Source organism: Arthrobacter sp. W4I7 (assembly GCF_030816215.1).
Lineage (GTDB): Bacteria > Actinomycetota > Actinomycetes > Actinomycetales > Micrococcaceae > Arthrobacter > Arthrobacter siccitolerans_A.
In genome coordinates this window covers 1,660,292-1,677,211 of record NZ_JAUSXU010000001.1, presented here as the reverse complement: position 1 = coordinate 1,677,211, position 16,920 = coordinate 1,660,292, and the positions used below count along the sequence as shown (strand labels likewise).

Sequence of the window (16,920 nt, the reverse complement as noted above, 5' to 3'; positions counted from 1 at the left end):
AGAAAAGTAACGCCCACCTATTGGAACCTTTTGTGTCACTGACCGTCCAGCACAAAAGGCAGTCCGGGCATGTGGCCGCACTAGGCTTAGGACCATGACCACCAGCCTGCACCACCGTGCCATCGAGAATCTTGGCGCGCGCATCGTCTCGGGCAACCTGCCCGTTGGCCACGTGATGCTGGCGGAGCAGCTGGAGGACGAGCTGAAGGTTTCGCGGTCGGTTGTCCGCGAAGCCGTCCGCGTCCTGCAGTCCCTGGGCCTGGTGGAAACCACCAAGCGGGTGGGCATCCGGGTGCTGCCACCCAGCCGCTGGAACCCTTTCGACCCGCAGGTCATCCGGTGGCGTCTGGCCAGCGACGCCCGCGGGGCGCAGCTGCGCTCACTGGCCGAGCTGCGTGCCGCCGTCGAACCCGCGGCAGCTGAACTCGCCGCCCAGAACGCGCCCGCGCCGCTGCGCCTGGAGCTGGTGGATGTCGCCTATGCAATGCGCGACGCCGGCCACAACGGTGAGGTGCCACGCTTCCTGGAGTTGGATATCCAGTTTCATTCCCTGTTGCTCTCCGGTTCGGGCAATGAAATGTTCGCCAACCTGATGGGACAGGTTGCCGAGACGCTGACCGGACGCACCGTCCACGGACTGATGCCGGACCATCCCCACGAGGCCGCCCTTCAATGGCACGTGGATGTCGCAGAGGCTATTTCCAGGGGTGACGCTCCCGCCGCCCGTGAGGCCTCGGACCGGATCATGCGCCGCACCATGACCCAGATGTCCGACACTTGGACAGAGCAGCCGCGCGTCTTCATCCCGGTGCGCCGCTGACCCCAACCGCCAGTCAGGACGTGAAGCGCAGGAGGACTTTTCCGGATTCTGCGGAGTTGCGGGCCACGCTGAAGGCTTCGAGTGCCTGTTCCACGGGGTATTCGTGGGTGATGACGGGCTCGATGTGAAGCGAGCGGTCGGCGAGGGCGGCGATGACGTCGTCGATCTCGTCGTTGAACCGGAACGAGCCCTTCAGCTCAAGTTCCCGGGTGATGGCCAGGGAGATCAGGACCGGCTGCGGGCCGGTGGGCAGCAGCCCGACCATGACCACGGTGCCGCCGCGGGTTGCGCCCTGGATGGCCGAGGCGAGCCCGTGGTGGTTGCCGGAGGATTCAATCACGACGTCGGCCTCCACCGCGGCGATCGCCCCCGCGTCACCGGCGGTGATCACGTGGTCCGCGCCCACGGCCTTGGCGATTTCCAGCGGCTGGTTATGCATGTCGACGGCGGTAATCCGGCTCGCGCCGGTCCCTTTCAGGACCGCGACGGCCAGCGCGCCGATGGGGCCGCTGCCGATCACCAGCGCCGTCTTGCCGGCCACGTCCCCCGCCCGCGCGACTGCGTGCCAGGCCACGGAAGCGGGCTCAATCAGCGCCGCGGTGCGCAGGTCAATACTGTCCGGCAGGGGCCGGAGCATCCGCGTGGGCAGGTTCACGTATCGGCTGAACGCACCGTCCTGGTGCGGGAACCGCGCCGCGCTGCCCAGGTAGGTGCAGCCCGGGGAAAGGTTGGGCCGGTCCGCCGGGAACCGGGCAGCACCAGGGCCGGGCGTGGCGGGGTGGACCGCCACGGGGGTGCCCGCGGCGGGCCCGGTCCCGTCGGCCGCGGCACGGACCACCGTCCCGGAAATCTCATGCCCCAGCACCAGCGGCGCCTTCAGAATGGACTCACCGGCCGCGCCGTGCAGCCAGTAATGCAGGTCCGAGCCGCAGATGCCCCCGTAGTGCACCTCGATCACGGCCTCGTCGGCGGCCGGTGCGGTAAGGGCCAGTTCGTCGATCCGCAGATCGTTGGCGGCGTGGGCCACCACCGCCGGACCGGAAACGGGGAAAGCTGTATCCAGTGTCATCAGACCACCACCGTCATTCCACCATCGATAAAAATCGTCTGCCCGTTCACGAAGTCAGACCCGCTGGAGGCCAGCCACACCACCGGGCCGGCGAGGTCCTGCACCGTGCCCCACCGGTTGGCCGGGGTCCGGCCCAGGATCCAGGAATTGAACTGCTCATCGTCCACCAGGTTCTGCGTCATCTCGGTATGGATGTACCCCGGCGCGATCCCATTGATCTGCAACCCGGACCCCGCCCACTCCGCGGTCATGGCACGGGTGAGGTTCCGCAGCCCGCCCTTCGCCGCAACATACGGGGCGATGGTGGGCCGGGCCAGGTCCGTCTGCACCGAACAGATGTTGATGATCTTCCCGTGCCCGCGGGGAATCATGAACCGGGCCGCCTCCCGGCCCACCAGGAACGCACTGGTCAGGTTCGTGGAGATCACCCGCTCCCAGTCCTTCACATCCAACTCCAGCATCGGCACCCGGTGCTGGATCCCGGCATTGTTCACCAGGATCTCCAGCGGCCCCACCTGCTCCTCCACCCACGCAACACCCCGGGCCGCCGCGGCGTCGTCCGTCACATCGAAGGCGACACTGTGGATGCGGCCGGGGGCGAAGTCGACAGCCATCGCCGCCGCCGCATCCTTAAGCCGCTCCCCATTGATGCCGTTCAGCACCACCGTTGCACCGGCGTCGGCCAACGCCCGGGCCAGCGCATTGCCGATCCCCCGGCTCGAACCCGTCACCAGCGCAACCCGGCCCGTCAGGTCAAAAAGAGAACTCATGAATGTACTGTTCCTTCCGCCGCTTCCGCGGTTGTATGGCTGAGTTGGGAGATGGCCAGGCGCACCACGGCGAGGTCCTGGTCGCCGAGGCCCTGGCGCTTCAGCTCTGCATAAAGTTCGACGCCGGCGTCCGTCATGGGAACTGCGGTCCCGGAAACGCGGGCCGCTTCCAGGACGAAGGACAGGTCCTTGTGCATGAATTTTGCCGGCCCGGTGGGAGTGTAATCCTTGCTGACCAGCCGGGGGCCGACGATGTCCAGCACCCGGCTGCCGGCAAGTCCTCCCCGCATGACCTCGAAGAGCTCAGCCGGGTCCAGCCCGGAGCGCTCGGCGAGTTCGGCGGCTTCGGCGAGCGCCGCCGTCGTCGTTCCTACAACAAGCTGGTTACAAGCTTTGGCGAGGGACCCTGCCCCGAGCGGGCCCAGATGCCGCACCGTGGTACCCATGGAGCGCAGCAGGGGTTCGGCACGCAGGAAGGCGCCTCCGTCCCCGCCGGCCATGATGGCGAGGGTGCCGTCCAAGGCACCCTGTGTTCCTCCACTGACCGGAGCGTCCACTACCTGCGCATTGCCAAGGCTCAGCGCCGCGATGCGCCGGCCGAATTCCTTCACTCCTGTGGGCGAAACGCTGCTCGTCACCAGGACGATGGTGCCGGGTGCCGGCGGCTTGCTTTCCCAGCTGGAAAGCAGCCCGGCGGCCGCCTTCCTCGATATGGGCGAGGTCCGGAAGCATAAAGATGATGGCCGGGAGGTCGCGCATGTCTGCAATCTGTTCCGCGCGGGCGCCGCCGAGCTTTTGCAGCTCGAGCATGGGGCCCGGCGACCTGTTCCAGCCAGTGACCTGCCATCCCTTGCTGATGGCATTGGCTGCCATCGGCAGGCCCATCAGTCCCAGGCCTACAAAACCCGCCCTTCTATCCTGCATTTGCCCAGCCTCACATCGTCGTGTTCATCAAGAGAAGTGTTCAATATCCTAGCCGCTATTCAGTATGATGAACACTATGACCTCGCAGACAACTGTGGCCATTGCCGTCCCGCTCGAAGCTGAGCTCGTGGAACGCATCCGCGCCGTTGACCCATCCATCACTGTTCTCTACGAGCCGGAGCTCCTGCCCCCGGAGCGGTTCCCGGCGGACCATGCCGGGGACCCCGGCTTCCAGCGCTCCCCTGACCAGGAGGAACGCTACTGGGCGATGATCAACAGCGCCCAGGTCCTTTACGGATTTCCGAACGAGAGCCCGGCGGGACTCGCCAGGGTTGCGGCCGGGAATCCGCATCTCCAATGGGTCCATGCCATGGCAGCGGGAGCCGGCGGTGCGGTAAAAGCCTCCGGGCTGGACCAGGAGACGCTGCAGAAGTTCAAAGTGACAACCTCCGCGGGGGTCCATGCGCTCCCCCTCGCCGAGTTTGCCACCATGGGAATCCTGAACGGCTTCAAGCGCACGGCCGAACTGGTGCGGGACCAGGAAGCCAAGGTTTGGCCTGAGCTTCGGACCCCCACACGGCTGGTGAGCGGTTCCAGGCTGGTTGTGGCCGGCCTTGGCGAAATCGGCCTTGAGACTGCCCGCCTGGCGCGCGCCCTGGGCATGAAGGTCAGCGGCACCAAGCGGAGCGTGGAGCCGCTGGACGGAATCGAGGAGGTCTCGGACAATCACGGCCTTCCAGCCCTCCTTGCCGGCGCCGACGCCGTGGTGAATACCCTGCCGGGCACGCCGTACACGGAAAAGCTCTTCAACCGGGACATCTTCGCTGCCATGAAGCCCGGCACTGTTTTCGTCAACGTCGGCAGGGGAACAGTGGTGGACGAGGAAGCACTGCTTGAAGCCCTGGACAACGGGCAGGTATCCTACGCCTGCCTGGACGTCTTCGCGGTGGAGCCGCTCCCCCGGAACAGCCCGCTGTGGCATCACCCCAAGGTGCTGGTTTCACCGCACACATCCGCCCTCAGCGCTGCCGAGAACCGACTGATCGCCGAGCGGTTCTGCGGTAACCTCCGGATCTTCCTGGCCGGCGGGGAGTTGCCCCACCTCGTGGACACTGTGCACTTCTACTAGGCCTGCACTTCCACACGCTCCACTTCCACTAAGGCCCCGGCCGGTTCCCCCAACGAGGAACCGGCCGGGGCCTTCCTCGTCCCACCCCGGCCACGCCACATTGGGTGATCGCGGGGATGCGGACATTCTGCGGACATGCGTAAGGGCGGCTTCCCCGTCAGGGGAAGCCGCCCGTTAGTGCAGTGAAAGCCTAGCCGGCGTCTTCCACCAGCACCAGGTCCCTCCCCCTGGTTTCAGGAGTGAAGAAGGTGGTGGCGAAGGAGATCGATGCCAGCACCAGTGAGTAGATGGCGGGGACCAGCCAGGAATGGTTGGTGGCAGCCAGTAGTGCGACGCCGATCATCGGGGCGAAGCCGCCGGCCAGGACGGCTGAAAGTTCGCGGCTCAGCGCCACGCCGGTGAACCGGTGCTGGGATCCGAACAGTTCCGGCAGCAGCGCGCACTGCGGGCCCAGCATGGACTGCACGCCCAGGGCGATGCCCACCACCATGACCGCCCAGACAAGCGTGACGTTGCCCAGGGTTACCAGGTAGAACGCCGGAAGTGCGATCACTGCCTGGAACAGGGCACCGTACCTGTACACGGGGACGCGGCCGAACCGGTCGGAGAGGGCGCCAAAGGTGACCACCATGACTGCTGCGAAGGCGGCAGCGATCAGCAGGCCCGTGGGGCCGATGAACTTATCGCCGGCGAAGACGCCGGCAGGCATGCTGATGAAGGAAACCAGGAGCGCGGAGTAGATGGAGGAGTTGCCGTTTTCACCCATGCGCAGGCCGATGCCCACCAGGACATTCTTTTTGGAGTGCTTCCAGATCTGGCCCACCGGGTTCTTCACCACGGCCTTGTGCTTCTCCAGTTCCTGGAAGACGGGAGTCTCCTTCAGCCGGAGGCGGATGAAGACGGCAATCACGATCAGGATGAAACTCGCCAGGAACGGTACCCGCCAGAGCCAGCCCTGCAGCACGGTCTTGTCCGCCAGGGCCATCAGTGCAAAGGTGCCCGCGCCCAGGAGGGTGCCCAACTGGATGCCGACGAACGGCAGGGAGGCGAAGAAACCGCGACGCCGGCGCGGCGCAACTTCAGAAATCAACGTGGTGGCGCCGGCCTGCTCAGCCCCGGCCCCCAGGCCCTGGATGATGCGCAGAGCTACCAGGAGGACTGCACCCAGCATTCCCGCCTGTTCGAATGTCGGCAGCAGGCCGATGGCGAAACTTGCCATGCCCATCAGGCCGATGGTGAGGATCAGGACCATTTTGCGGCCGAACCGGTCCCCGATGTAGCCGAAGACGATGCCACCGAAGGGACGGGCGGCAAAGCCGACGCCGTAGGTTGCAAAGGAGGCGATGACAGCCCCGCTTTCCCCCAGCGGAGCAAAGAACAGCGGCCCGAAGATCAGCGCCGAGGCGAGGCCGTAAATGTAGAAGTCGTAATACTCCAATGCGGAGCCTACGGAGCTGGCAAGAGTTGCCCTTCGCAGCTGGTCCGAGTCGACGACGGCGCCGTCCTCAGCCTGCGGTGCTTTAGTACGAGTTGTCACAAGAACTCCCTCATCACTCTCCAGGCCCCCGTTGGCCTGGTGGGTCAGCGACAGCACATGTCGTGCCGATCACTATATTGAACAGAGTACAGCAAGTTGAACGGTCGGCAAGCGGGCGAAGGTATTATTTTGTCTTTGGTCAGCGGCCCGGCCTGTTAGCCCATGGGGCTGCCGAGCGAACGGGCCAGCTCACGGAGTTCCTTGACCATCTGGGAGCCCTGTTCCTGCGTATAGGTGGCCTTCAATGCCGTTACTGATAGTCCCAGGCTTGGACCATGCGCACCCCGGGTGGGAACCGAGACCGCAAGGCACACTACGCCCGTGGTGGACTCCTCGTCCTCGAAGGCGTAACCCTGTTCTCGGATGGTGTGCAGCTGTGCCTTAAGCTCCGCGCCGGTCCGGATTGATTTCGGTGTCAGTACGGGCAACTCAGCATCGTCACTGAACATGTCATCGATGTCGTGGTCATGCAGCCGGGCAATGAGGGCCTTTCCCACCGCGCAGAGGGAAACCGGCATTTTGTCTCCAATATTGGACGTCAACCGGACAGCAGGATGCCCTTCGTAGCGGGCCAGATAGATGACGTTGGTTCCATCAAGCATGGCGATACGCACTGTTTCACCCGAAAGGGTGGGTGCCTGCTCGCAGTACCGGTAGAACTCCTGCACCTCGTCCAGCCGGCTCAGGTAGGCCGCCCCGAGTTCCACGAGCTTGCGGCCCAGGGTGAACTCCGCCCCCTGCCGGCTGATGAGGCGGGCTTCTTCCAGCGCCAGGAGCAGGTTGGAGGTGGAGGACTTGGGGATTCCCAACTCGCGGGCAAGGTCACTAAGCGTCAGTCTTCCGGTTGCCGATGCAGCGAGGGCGTCCAGTACTGCGGCGGCACGGGTGACGGCGGGGGCCGGCGAGGCGCTTCCCAGCCCGTCAGAGGATCGGGAGTTGCGGGAATCGGCCATGATTCTCCTTATATAGGTGCCTGCGCTGGTCGTGCTGTTCATTCAGCTGAACACTAACCATCATAATGGCTCTGCCGTGTGGGCCGGCCAGTAATCCCCGGCTTCACGGCACGGCCTCCGACACACTTTCGGCAGAGCTTCATGTTTCCGGCAGTTCACGGTATATTCATCTCAGGCCCTCCACCGCGGCATCCCCCAATAGTCGCGGTGGAGGGTTTTCCAATGCCCGGACCACGCCACGGCGGGTCCGCCAACCCGCCCGGAAGCCCTCACGCGGCGTCTGACACCGCTTCCCGGAGCCGCCATCCACCGCCGAGTCCGTCCCGTTCCAGCAGCATGGTGGTCAAAGCAGAGCTCCTGTTGCCACCCAACCTCACCTGAACCTGCAGGACCTCCACATCCACGCGGCCAAGGCCTTTGGGCATCCTCCGGTTAACCTCCCACCAGTTGAGCCGCTCAAACCAGCGCACCGGTTCGGCACCCACGGCCCATTCCCGCCCCTTGCTGATCACCGTCGTCGGCGTTCCGTTGATTCCCGTCCGCACCATCACATGTTCCATGCCTGAAAGCTAAGGCCGGGCACCGACATTTCCGCCGGTGGGCAGAGAATGAAAAAACCCTGTTGTTTCCGCCGTGGGGCGCAAACAACAGGGTTTCCTGGTGGGTCCTACCGGGATCGAACCGATGACATCCACGGTGTAAACGTGGCGCTCTACCAGCTGAGCTAAAGACCCAAAGCGGCTGAATCCGGCGCTTCAGCGCCGCAACCAACGAACATAGACTCTACCCGACCCATGGCTCCAAACGCGAATCGGCGTGCCCGTACGCTTCCGGGCCGCTCCTAGAGGGGCGGAAGTTCAGCGGCAAGCCAAGCCAGGGATTCACTGACGCCGGCCTCCAGCTTGATGCTGGCCTTGTCATCCCCGCGCGTGGGCCCGCGGTTGATGATGATGACCGGCTTGCCGTCCTTGGCGGCATGCCGGACGAAGCGCAGCCCGCTCATCACCGTCAGCGACGATCCGGCGGCTACCAGGGCATGCGCCTCGTCAACCATCCGGTACGACCGTTCAACCCGGTCCTTGGGCACGTTCTCGCCAAAGTACACAAAATCCGGCTTGAGGATTCCGCCGCAGGCAGGGCAGACGGCAACAACAAAACTGCTGATCAGCGACTGGTCCTCAACGGTGGCATCTGCGTCGGGTGCCATTTCCACGAGGCCTGACTCCTCCGCGCGGGACAGGAACTCCGGGTTCAACTCCTCGAGCACGCCTGCCAGGAGGCGCCTGGAATAGGTCCGGTGGCACCCCAGGCACACCACCTGGTCATACCTGCCATGGAGGTCCACCACGTTGACACTGCCTGCGTCTTCGTGCAGCCGGTCAACGTTCTGGGTGATCAGCCCGGTGAGGTAGCCGCGCCGCTCCAGCTCGGCAGCGGCATAATGGCCCTGGTTCGGGTCTGCGTGCCGCAGGTGGGACCAGCCAATATGGTTCCGGGCCCAATAGCGTTGACGGTTCGCGGCGTCCTTGACGAACTCCTGGTAGGTCATAGGCGAACGCGGCGGCGAACCTGGCCCGCGGTAATCCGGTATTCCGGAGTCGGTACTCAGTCCCGCACCGGTGAGCAGGGCAAACCGGCTGCCGGCCAGGACATCGCGGATCTGGAGCAGGGTCCGGCGCTCCTCATCGGAGGGATTGGCTGCAGCCACCGGCGGCATGCTCGCGAAGCCTGTCAGGCCGACCCCCGCGCGCCGCTGTTCCATGCCGGGTCAGGCCTGTCCCAGGCCGGCCAATGCGTCGCGGTATTCCTGAAGGTCACGGGCCTGGCCACGGGGATTCACCACGGAGTAGCGGACATGACCGGCGGCGTCGATGATGAACGTACCGCGCTTGGCCATGCCGCTGCCCGGGTCAAAGACGCCATAGGCAGTGGCGACGTCACCGTGGGGCCAGAAATCTGCCAGCAAATCGAAGGTGTACCCCTCCTGCGCGGCATAAGCGCGCAGACTGAACTTGCTGTCCACGGACACGGCCAGAACCGTGGCATTTGCGTCCTCGAACAGCGCCAGGTTGTCCCGAATCTCGCACAGTTCCCCCGTGCAAATGCCTGAGAAGGCGAACGGGTAGAACACCAGGACTACGTTCTGGCCGCGGAAGGATGACAGCCGCACAGGTTCGCCGAACTGGTTGGCCAGCTCGAAGTCAGGTGCCGGCCCGCCCAGCGCAGGCACAGCTGCAGGGGCAGCGCCAAGCGCTGCCGTCACTTGTTTTTCCTCATCACCAGGCGGGCTGCACTCCAGTCCTTGGAGACGCCGGCCGAGGTTGTCACGTGCAGGCCGGCTGTTGGGGCGGCCTCCTGGATGTCAGCCGGTGAAACGTAGCCGTCCCTGCCGGACTTCGGAGTCAGGACCCAGACAACGCCGTTTTCGCTGAGTGTGGTCAACGAATCCATCAGACTGTCCACGAGGTCCCCGTCGCCGTCGCGCCACCAGAAGATGACGGCATCCGCTACGTCGTGGTCGTCCTCATCCAGCAGCTCGGAACCGGTGAGATCCTCAATATCGTCACGCAAGTCGAAATCGACGTCGTCGTCGTAACCGAACTCCTGAATCAGATCCCCGTTCTTGAAACCCAATTTTTCCGCCACATTTACCGAAGTGGCGGCGTCGGCCTCGCTCACGTGTTCCTCCAATGCCTCATATATGCAGTGCGCATAGTGATTTCCATTACTCCCAAGCCAACACCCTTTGTGCCTGCGCTTCAAGCTGCCGCCCCCGGGTACAGGCATATTCTGCGTCACACCCGGACGGTCAAGCCCGCCTCGCAGCGGCTTTTCGTCACACAACCAGTATGACGGCGAAATACAACAGGGCCGCCCAAGCCGCGGCTACGCATCGCGCTGAGGTGAGAGTTAGAGTGGCAGGTGACAACTATGCCTGCGGGGCAACAACCCTGTAACTCCAATGCAGACGTAGGAAGCTAGGACCCTGCCCGGCACACATGACCGGGCTGTTGTAACCGATACGTCGCACACGGCGTATATACGCCGGGCGGTCACCCTGCCCGGCCTGAGTGCGCCATCAAATGCGCGCAAAGAGAGGTTGGACGTGGCTGCAGGAGAAGATACCTCCCATATCCTCAGCGGGTTGACTAACCAGCTGCCTGATCGTGATCCGGAAGAGACCGCCGAGTGGGTTGAGTCCCTGGATTCGTTGATCAGGGAACAGGGTACCGAGCGTGCCCAATACATCATGCGGAGCCTGTTGCAGCGTGCCGGTGCGCAGAGCGTTGGGGTGCCGATGGTGACCACCACCGATTACGTGAACACCATCCCGGTGGACCAGGAAGCAGAGTTCCCGGGCAACGAGGAGTACGAGCGCCGGTACCGGGCGTACATGCGGTGGAACGCCGCGGTGATGGTGCACCGGTCCCAGCGGCCCAACATCGGCGTGGGCGGGCACATCTCCACCTACGCCGGGGCTGCGACCCTGTACGAGGTGGGCTTCAACCACTTCTTCCGCGGCAAGGACCACCCCGGCGGCGGGGACCAGGTCTTCTTCCAGGGCCACGCCTCCCCCGGCATGTACGCCCGGGCGTTCATGGAAGGCCGCCTCAGTGAGGAGGACCTGGACGGGTTCCGGCAGGAAAAATCCCGCGAAGGCCACGCCCTGTCCTCCTACCCGCACCCGCGCCTGATGCCGCACTTCTGGGAATTCCCCACCGTGTCCATGGGTATCGGGCCGATGAACGCGATCTACCAGGCCCAGTCCAACCGGTACCTGCACAACCGGGGCCTGAAAGACACCTCCGACCAGCAGGTCTGGGCGTTCCTGGGCGACGGGGAAATGGACGAGCCCGAATCCCGCGGCCTGCTCCAGCTCGCCGCGAACGAGAACCTGGACAACCTGAACTTCGTGATCAACTGCAACCTCCAGCGCCTGGACGGGCCGGTGCGCGGCAACGGCAAGATCATGCAGGAACTCGAAGCGTTCTTCCGCGGTGCCGGCTGGAACGTGATCAAGGTCGTCTGGGGCCGGGAATGGGATGACCTGCTCACCCGCGACACCGACGGGTCGCTGGTGAAAATCATGAACGAAACCCCCGACGGGGACTACCAGACCTACAAGGCCGAATCCGGCGGGTTCGTCCGCGAACACTTCTTCGGCAAGGATCCCGCCACCAAAGACCTCGTCGCGGACCTCACCGATGACCAGATCTGGAACCTCAAACGCGGCGGCCACGACTACCGCAAGGTCTACGCCGCGTACAAGGCCGCCACCGAGTTCAAGGGCAAACCCACCGTCATCCTCGCCAAAACCGTCAAGGGCTACGGACTGGGACCACACTTCGAGGGCCGCAACGCGACCCACCAAATGAAAAAACTCACCCTCGACGACCTCAAGAAGTTCCGCGACCACCTGCGGATCCCGGTCACGGATGAGCAGCTCGAAAAAGACCCGTACCAGCCGCCGTACTACCACCCCGGTACGGACGCCCCGGAAATCCAGTACATGATGGAGCGCCGTGCGGCCCTGGGCGGGTCGGTACCGGAACGCCGGTCCAAGCACGCGGAGATCACCCTGCCGGACGCGAAGTCCTACGAGGTGGCCAAGCGCGGTTCGGGCAAGCAGCAGGCCGCCACCACCATGGCCTTCGTCAGGCTCCTGAAGGACCTGATGCGGGACAAGGAGTTCGGCAAGCACATCGCCCCGATCATCCCTGATGAGGCCCGGACCTTCGGCATGGATGCGTTCTTCCCCACCGCGAAGATCTACAACCCCAAGGGACAGAACTACCTGTCCGTGGACCGGGACCTTGTCCTGGCCTACAAGGAATCCGCGCAGGGCCAACTCATCCACCCCGGCATCAACGAAGCCGGCGCCGTGGCAGCCTTCACCGCCGCCGGCACCGCGTACGCCACCCACGGCGTGCCCCTGGTCCCCGTCTACGTGTTCTACTCCATGTTCGGCTTCCAGCGCACCGGCGACGCCTTCTGGGCAGCAGCAGACCAAATGACCCGCGGCTTCATCATCGGCGCCACCGCAGGACGGACCACCCTCACCGGCGAAGGCCTCCAGCACGCCGACGGCCACTCCCCGCTGCTGGCCTCCACCAACCCGGCAGTAGTCACCTACGACCCCGCCTTCGGCTACGAAATGGGCCACATCGTCCGGAGCGGCCTGGAACGCATGTACGGGCCGGAATCGGAAGACCGGAACCTCATGTACTACCTCACCGTGTACAACGAGCCGATCACCCAGCCCGCCGAACCCGAGGGGCTGGACGTCGAAGGCGTCATCAAGGGCATCTACCTGCTCGCCCCGGCAAAGATCGACGGTCCCCGGACCCAGATCCTGGCCTCCGGCGTCTCGGTGCCCTGGGCACTGGAAGCGCAGCAGCTCCTGGCTGATGACTGGGGTGTTTCCGCCGACGTCTGGTCCGTGACGTCCTGGAACGAGCTGCGCCGCGACGGCATGGCCGCCGAAGAGGAAGCCTTCCTCAACCCCGGCCAGCCGGCCCGCGTCCCGTTCGTGACCAAGCAGCTCGAAGGCGCCACCGGCCCCGTCGTCGCCGTCTCGGACTACATGAAGGCAGTCCCCGACCAGATCCGCCAGTTCGTCCCCAACGAATTCGCCACCCTCGGCGCCGACGGCTTCGGCTTCTCCGACACCCGCGCCGCAGCCCGCCGCTTCTTCAAAAACGACATCCACTCCATCGTGGTGCGTTCGCTGGAGATGTTGGCCCGCCGCGGCGAGGTTGACGCCCAGGCCCCGGTCAAGGCGATCGACAAGTACCGGCTGCACAACGTCAATGCCGGCTCCACCGGCAACGCGGGCGGCGAGGCCTAGCCTCTGCCGGAAACCCGGTAACCGCGACGGCGGCCCCCACCGAAAGGCGGGGGCCGCCGTCGTCCGTTCTGCAGTGGACGGGCTGTGACGCACAACTACCCGGATTGTAGCCTTCGCACAAATGGAGCTTGCCGGGCAGTGGCCGTATGCTCAAAGCATGCCAGCACCAGCCACCCCGTCCGCGAAGCGCAAACAGACCCCGCCCAAGGTCACTCCGGAGAAGTCCGAAACCCTGAAGAAATTGCGTGCCAACGTGGGCCAGCTTTCCACCACCACCATGCGGGAGCTGGAAAAATCCCTGCCCTGGTACAGCCGGCTCAGTTCGGACGAGCGCTCCGCACTGGGAATGGTGGCTCAAAACGGTATTGCTGCTTTTGTTACCTGGTACGAGCGCCCCAGTTCGCCCTCATGGATCCTCACCGACGTCTTTGGGACGGCCCCCACGGAATTGACCCGGTCCATCAGCCTGCAGAAGGCGCTGCAGCTGATCCGGATCGTAGTGGAGGTGGTGGAAGACCAGGTTCCGGTGATAGCGCCGGAAGCTGACCAGCCGTCCCTCCGCGAGGCCGTGCTCCGCTACTCCCGCGAGGTGGCCTTCGCGGCCGCGGACGTTTACGCGCGCGCGGCTGAATCCCGGGGCTCCTGGGACACGCGGCTGGAAGCCCTCATCGTGGATGCGATCCTGCGCGGTGAAAATACTGATGCCCTGCGCTCCAGGATCGCCGCGCTGGGCTGGAAGGCGCAGGAGCGGTTTACGGTAATGGTGGGAAATTCCCCGTCAGAGCCGAGCGCCAGCTACGTCAGCGAGCTCCGGCGGATGGCAGGCCGCTACGCGGAGGATGCGCTGGTGGGCATCCAGGGTGACCGGCTGATCCTGATCCTGGGCGGCGTCCACGACCGGGAAACCGCCTACCTGAAGCTCAGCGACATGTTTGCCCCCGGACCGGTGGTGTACGGCCCGGAAGCCGGATCCCTGCTGGAGGCCAGCGGTTCGGCCCAGTCCGCTTTCGCCGGGCTGACTGCCGCGCGCGCCTGGCCGTCCGCCCCGCGCCCTGTTGCCGCCGATGACCTCCTTCCGGAACGCGTGATCTCCGGTGACGACGCCGCCCGCCGCTCCCTGGTCAAAAACATCTACCGGCCGCTCCTGGCAGCTTCCAACGGGCTGGTGGAAACCCTCGGGACCTACCTGGAACTGGGCCATTCCCTGGAGGCAACGGCCCGGGAACTCTTCGTTCATGCCAACACGGTGCGGTACCGCCTGAAGCGGGTTTGTGACGTCACCGGCTGGGATCCGCTCCTGCCGCGGGAGGCGTTTGTCCTCCAGGCGGCCCTCGTGGTCGGCCGTCTTTCAGCCCCGCCCAAAGCTGCCGCAGAGCGCCATCCGTCGCGGAACCAGCCCTGAGGCGTTGTAGACTTCCTACAACCTGACCCCCTGAGCTTGGTGCGGACAAACACCGCTCGATCACACAGTAATTTGGAAAGCTGGTTACGTGCTTGCAATAGTCTGCCCTGGACAGGGCTCGCAAACCCCGGGTTTTCTGGCCCCGTGGCTGGAACTGCCCCCGGTGGCAGGCCAGTTGGCCGCCCTGAGCGACATCGCAGGCATTGACCTGATCGCGCACGGGACCACCTCGGATGAAGAAACCATCAAGGACACTGCCGTGGCGCAGCCCCTGATCGTTGCGGCCGGCCTCGTCGCCGCCGCCTCCCTTTTCGACGTCGAGCTGGACTCCCTGCCGGTAATCCTGGCCGGACACTCCGTCGGTGAGATCACGGCATCGGCACTGGCCGGAGTCCTCACCGAGCAGGAAGCCATGACCTTCGTCCGCGAACGTGCCAACAGCATGGCCGCCGCCGCTTCCGTCACGCCCACCGGCATGAGCGCCGTGGTGGGCGGGGACCCCGCAGAGGTCCTCGCCGCCATCGAGGCAGCAGGCGCCACCCCCGCAAATGTCAACGGTGCAGGCCAGACGGTTGCTGCCGGAACGTTCGAACAGCTCAAGGCCCTGGCGGAGAACCCGCCGGCCAAGGCCCGCGTCATTCCGCTGAAGGTGGCGGGCGCCTTCCACACCAGCCACATGTCTCCTGCCGTCAGCACGCTCAAGGCGCTGGAGCCGCAGCTGAAGCCGCAGGCCCCGAAGGTACCCCTGCTGTCGAATTACGACGGCGGGGAGGTCACCGATGGCGGTGCCGCCGTCGAAAGCCTGATCGCCCAGGTGTCCCGCCCGGTCCGTTGGGACCTCTGCATGGAGGCCCTTGTCCAGCGCGGCGTGACCGGCGTCATCGAACTGGCTCCCGCCGGTACCCTTGCCGGCCTGGCCAAGCGCGGCATGCCCGGCGTCAAGACCGTTGCGGTCAAGACCCCTGATGACCTCTCCGCCGCACTGGCGCTCTTCGCAGAACTGGAGGGCAACGCATGAGCGTTCCCACGCTGAAACAGGCTCCGATCCAGGAGCACACCCGCATCCTTGGCCTGGGCGCCTACCGGCCGGATGTCATCGTCACGAACGAGGACGTCTGCCAGTGGATTGACTCCTCGGACGAGTGGATCCGCCAGCGCACGGGGATCGTGACCCGCCACCGCGCGCCCGCTGATGTCAGCGTCATCGACATGGCCGAGGGCGCTGCCCGCGAAGCGATGGAAAAAGCCGGGATCCAAGGCTCGGACCTGGGCGCCGTTATCGTCTCCACGGTCACCCATCCGTATGCGACGCCGTCGGCCGCGGCCAGCCTGGCGGACCGGCTCGGCGCCACCCCTGCACCGGCCTTTGACATCTCAGCCGCCTGCGCCGGCTACTGCTACGGCATCGCCCAGGGTGACGCGCTGGTCCGTTCCGGAGCCGCGAAGTACGTGCTGGTGGTTGGTGCCGAGAAACTGTCCGACGTCATCGACAACCGGGAACGGACCATCTCCTTCCTGCTCGGGGACGGTGCAGGCGCCGTCGTGATTGGCCCCTCCGAGACACCCGGCATCGCGCCTTCTGTGTGGGGCTCGGACGGCAGCAAATGGGACGCCATCGGCATGACCCGGTCCATGCTGGACGTCCGCGACCTTGGCATGGCTGCCCGGCAGTCCGATTCGACCGGCGACCTTGCCCTGCTCGAAGAAGCCCAGGAGCTCTACCCCACCCTGCGCCAGGATGGCCAGACGGTCTTCCGTTGGGCCGTCTGGGAGATGGCGAAGGTAGCCCAGCAGGCGCTGGAGGCGGCCGGTGTACAGGCCGAGGACCTGGTGGCGTTCATCCCGCACCAGGCCAACATGCGCATCATTGATGAGATGGTGAAGAAGCTGAAGCTGCCCGAGACGGTTACAGTGGCACGGGACATCGCCGATGCAGGGAACACCTCTGCAGCGTCCATCCCGCTGGCTACCCACCGCCTCCTGGCGGAGAAGCCGGAACTGAGTGGCGGGCTGGCCCTGCAGATCGGTTTCGGTGCCGGGCTGGTCTTCGGCGCCCAGGTAGTAGTCCTTCCTTAGAAGCGCCCCCAACAGGCCGCAACCGCGTCCTGAACCATTTCCGGCATTCCCTGCCGGCAATAACAAGAAAAGGAGCCATCACATGGCTAGCAACGAAGAGATCCTGGCCGGCCTGGCTGAAATCGTCAACGAAGAGACCGGCCTGGCCCCCGAGGCTGTAGAGCTGGACAAGTCCTTCACCGAGGACCTGGACATCGACTCCATCTCCATGATGACCATCGTGGTCAACGCCGAAGAGAAGTTCGGCGTGCGTATCCCGGACGAAGAGGTCAAGAACCTGAAGACCGTCGGCGACGCCGTCAGCTTCATCGCCGGAGCCCAGGCCTAGCCACCGGCTTTCGCCGTACTACGGCTTGGCGGGGCTGCCGGTCCGGATGACCGGACCGGCAGCC

At 65.1% G+C, this 16,920-nt stretch carries 15 protein-coding genes, 1 tRNA gene and 1 pseudogene; 7 read left to right on the top strand and 10 right to left on the bottom strand.

From position 1 onward, the window contains the following. Positions 1 to 94 precede the first annotated feature (94 nt). Entirely contained in the window at positions 95 to 820 is a 726-nt protein-coding gene (locus QF047_RS07720) for a FadR/GntR family transcriptional regulator (protein ID WP_306634096.1), read from the top strand. Positions 821 to 833: 13 nt separating this feature from the next. Here the strand turns inward: QF047_RS07720 and QF047_RS07715 are convergent, their stop codons facing one another. From QF047_RS07715 to QF047_RS07705, 3 genes and pseudogenes are all read right to left on the bottom strand, one after another. Continuing rightward, complete coding sequence (locus tag QF047_RS07715; RefSeq protein WP_307275327.1) at positions 834 to 1,889, bottom strand: L-idonate 5-dehydrogenase; 1,056 nt, start codon at positions 1,887 to 1,889, stop codon at positions 834 to 836. Next, positions 1,889 to 2,659, bottom strand: a complete 771-nt coding sequence (locus tag QF047_RS07710; protein WP_307275324.1) for an SDR family oxidoreductase — start codon at positions 2,657 to 2,659, stop codon at positions 1,889 to 1,891. The genes QF047_RS07715 and QF047_RS07710 overlap by 1 nt, the downstream gene beginning before the upstream one ends. Next, a pseudogene (locus QF047_RS07705) lies at positions 2,656 to 3,583 on the bottom strand (NAD(P)-dependent oxidoreductase). The gene QF047_RS07710 and the pseudogene QF047_RS07705 overlap by 4 nt, the downstream one beginning before the upstream one ends. Before the next feature lie 64 nt (positions 3,584 to 3,647). Between QF047_RS07705 and QF047_RS07700 the strand changes: the two are divergent. Next, complete coding sequence (locus QF047_RS07700) at positions 3,648 to 4,712, top strand: D-2-hydroxyacid dehydrogenase (protein WP_307275322.1); 1,065 nt, start codon at positions 3,648 to 3,650, stop codon at positions 4,710 to 4,712. Positions 4,713 to 4,902: 190 nt separating this feature from the next. Here QF047_RS07700 and QF047_RS07695 read toward each other — a convergent pair whose 3' ends face one another. The 7 genes from QF047_RS07695 to QF047_RS07665 all read right to left on the bottom strand — a co-directional run bounded on the left by QF047_RS07695 (position 4,903) and on the right by QF047_RS07665 (position 9,881). Next, complete coding sequence (locus QF047_RS07695; RefSeq protein WP_307275319.1) at positions 4,903 to 6,249, bottom strand: MFS transporter; 1,347 nt, start codon at positions 6,247 to 6,249, stop codon at positions 4,903 to 4,905. A gap of 155 nt (positions 6,250 to 6,404) precedes the next feature. Further along, on the bottom strand, positions 6,405 to 7,202 hold the full coding sequence (locus tag QF047_RS07690; protein WP_307275317.1) for an IclR family transcriptional regulator: 798 nt from the start codon (positions 7,200 to 7,202) through the stop codon (positions 6,405 to 6,407). Positions 7,203 to 7,471: 269 nt separating this feature from the next. Further along, positions 7,472 to 7,762, bottom strand: coding sequence for a hypothetical protein (locus QF047_RS07685; protein WP_307275315.1), 291 nt, complete (start codon positions 7,760 to 7,762; stop codon positions 7,472 to 7,474). A gap of 98 nt (positions 7,763 to 7,860) precedes the next feature. Beyond that, positions 7,861 to 7,936, bottom strand: a tRNA-Val gene (locus QF047_RS07680). A 107-nt stretch (positions 7,937 to 8,043) separates the two neighbouring features. Continuing rightward, a complete protein-coding gene (locus QF047_RS07675) occupies positions 8,044 to 8,964 on the bottom strand; it encodes an NAD-dependent protein deacetylase (RefSeq protein WP_307275313.1) in 921 nt (306 codons plus the stop codon). 6 nt (positions 8,965 to 8,970) lie between these two features. Continuing rightward, entirely contained in the window at positions 8,971 to 9,465 is a 495-nt protein-coding gene (locus QF047_RS07670; protein ID WP_307275310.1) for a peroxiredoxin, read from the bottom strand. Then, positions 9,462 to 9,881, bottom strand: coding sequence for a DUF3052 domain-containing protein (locus tag QF047_RS07665; RefSeq protein WP_306634115.1), 420 nt, complete (start codon positions 9,879 to 9,881; stop codon positions 9,462 to 9,464). The genes QF047_RS07670 and QF047_RS07665 overlap by 4 nt, the downstream gene beginning before the upstream one ends. 427 nt (positions 9,882 to 10,308) lie before the next feature. Here QF047_RS07665 and aceE point away from each other — a divergent pair, with 427 nt between their 5' ends. From aceE to QF047_RS07640, 5 genes are all read left to right on the top strand, one after another. Beyond that, positions 10,309 to 13,050, top strand: coding sequence for a pyruvate dehydrogenase (acetyl-transferring), homodimeric type (aceE, locus tag QF047_RS07660; RefSeq protein WP_307275305.1), 2,742 nt, complete (start codon positions 10,309 to 10,311; stop codon positions 13,048 to 13,050). A gap of 157 nt (positions 13,051 to 13,207) precedes the next feature. Next, a complete protein-coding gene (locus QF047_RS07655) occupies positions 13,208 to 14,452 on the top strand; it encodes a CdaR family transcriptional regulator (protein WP_306634119.1) in 1,245 nt (414 codons plus the stop codon). Positions 14,453 to 14,540: 88 nt separating this feature from the next. Next, positions 14,541 to 15,470 (top strand): ACP S-malonyltransferase, encoded by a 930-nt coding sequence (locus QF047_RS07650; RefSeq protein ID WP_307275302.1) that lies wholly within the window; start codon positions 14,541 to 14,543, stop codon positions 15,468 to 15,470. Continuing rightward, positions 15,467 to 16,528 carry a beta-ketoacyl-ACP synthase III gene (locus tag QF047_RS07645; protein ID WP_306634123.1) on the top strand — a complete coding sequence of 354 codons (1,062 nt, stop codon included), beginning with the start codon at positions 15,467 to 15,469 and terminating at the stop codon, positions 16,526 to 16,528. Before QF047_RS07650 ends, QF047_RS07645 begins: the two co-directional genes overlap by 4 nt. A gap of 82 nt (positions 16,529 to 16,610) precedes the next feature. Then, complete coding sequence (locus QF047_RS07640; RefSeq protein WP_009359314.1) at positions 16,611 to 16,856, top strand: acyl carrier protein; 246 nt, start codon at positions 16,611 to 16,613, stop codon at positions 16,854 to 16,856. The last annotated feature ends 64 nt before the right edge of the window (positions 16,857 to 16,920 follow it).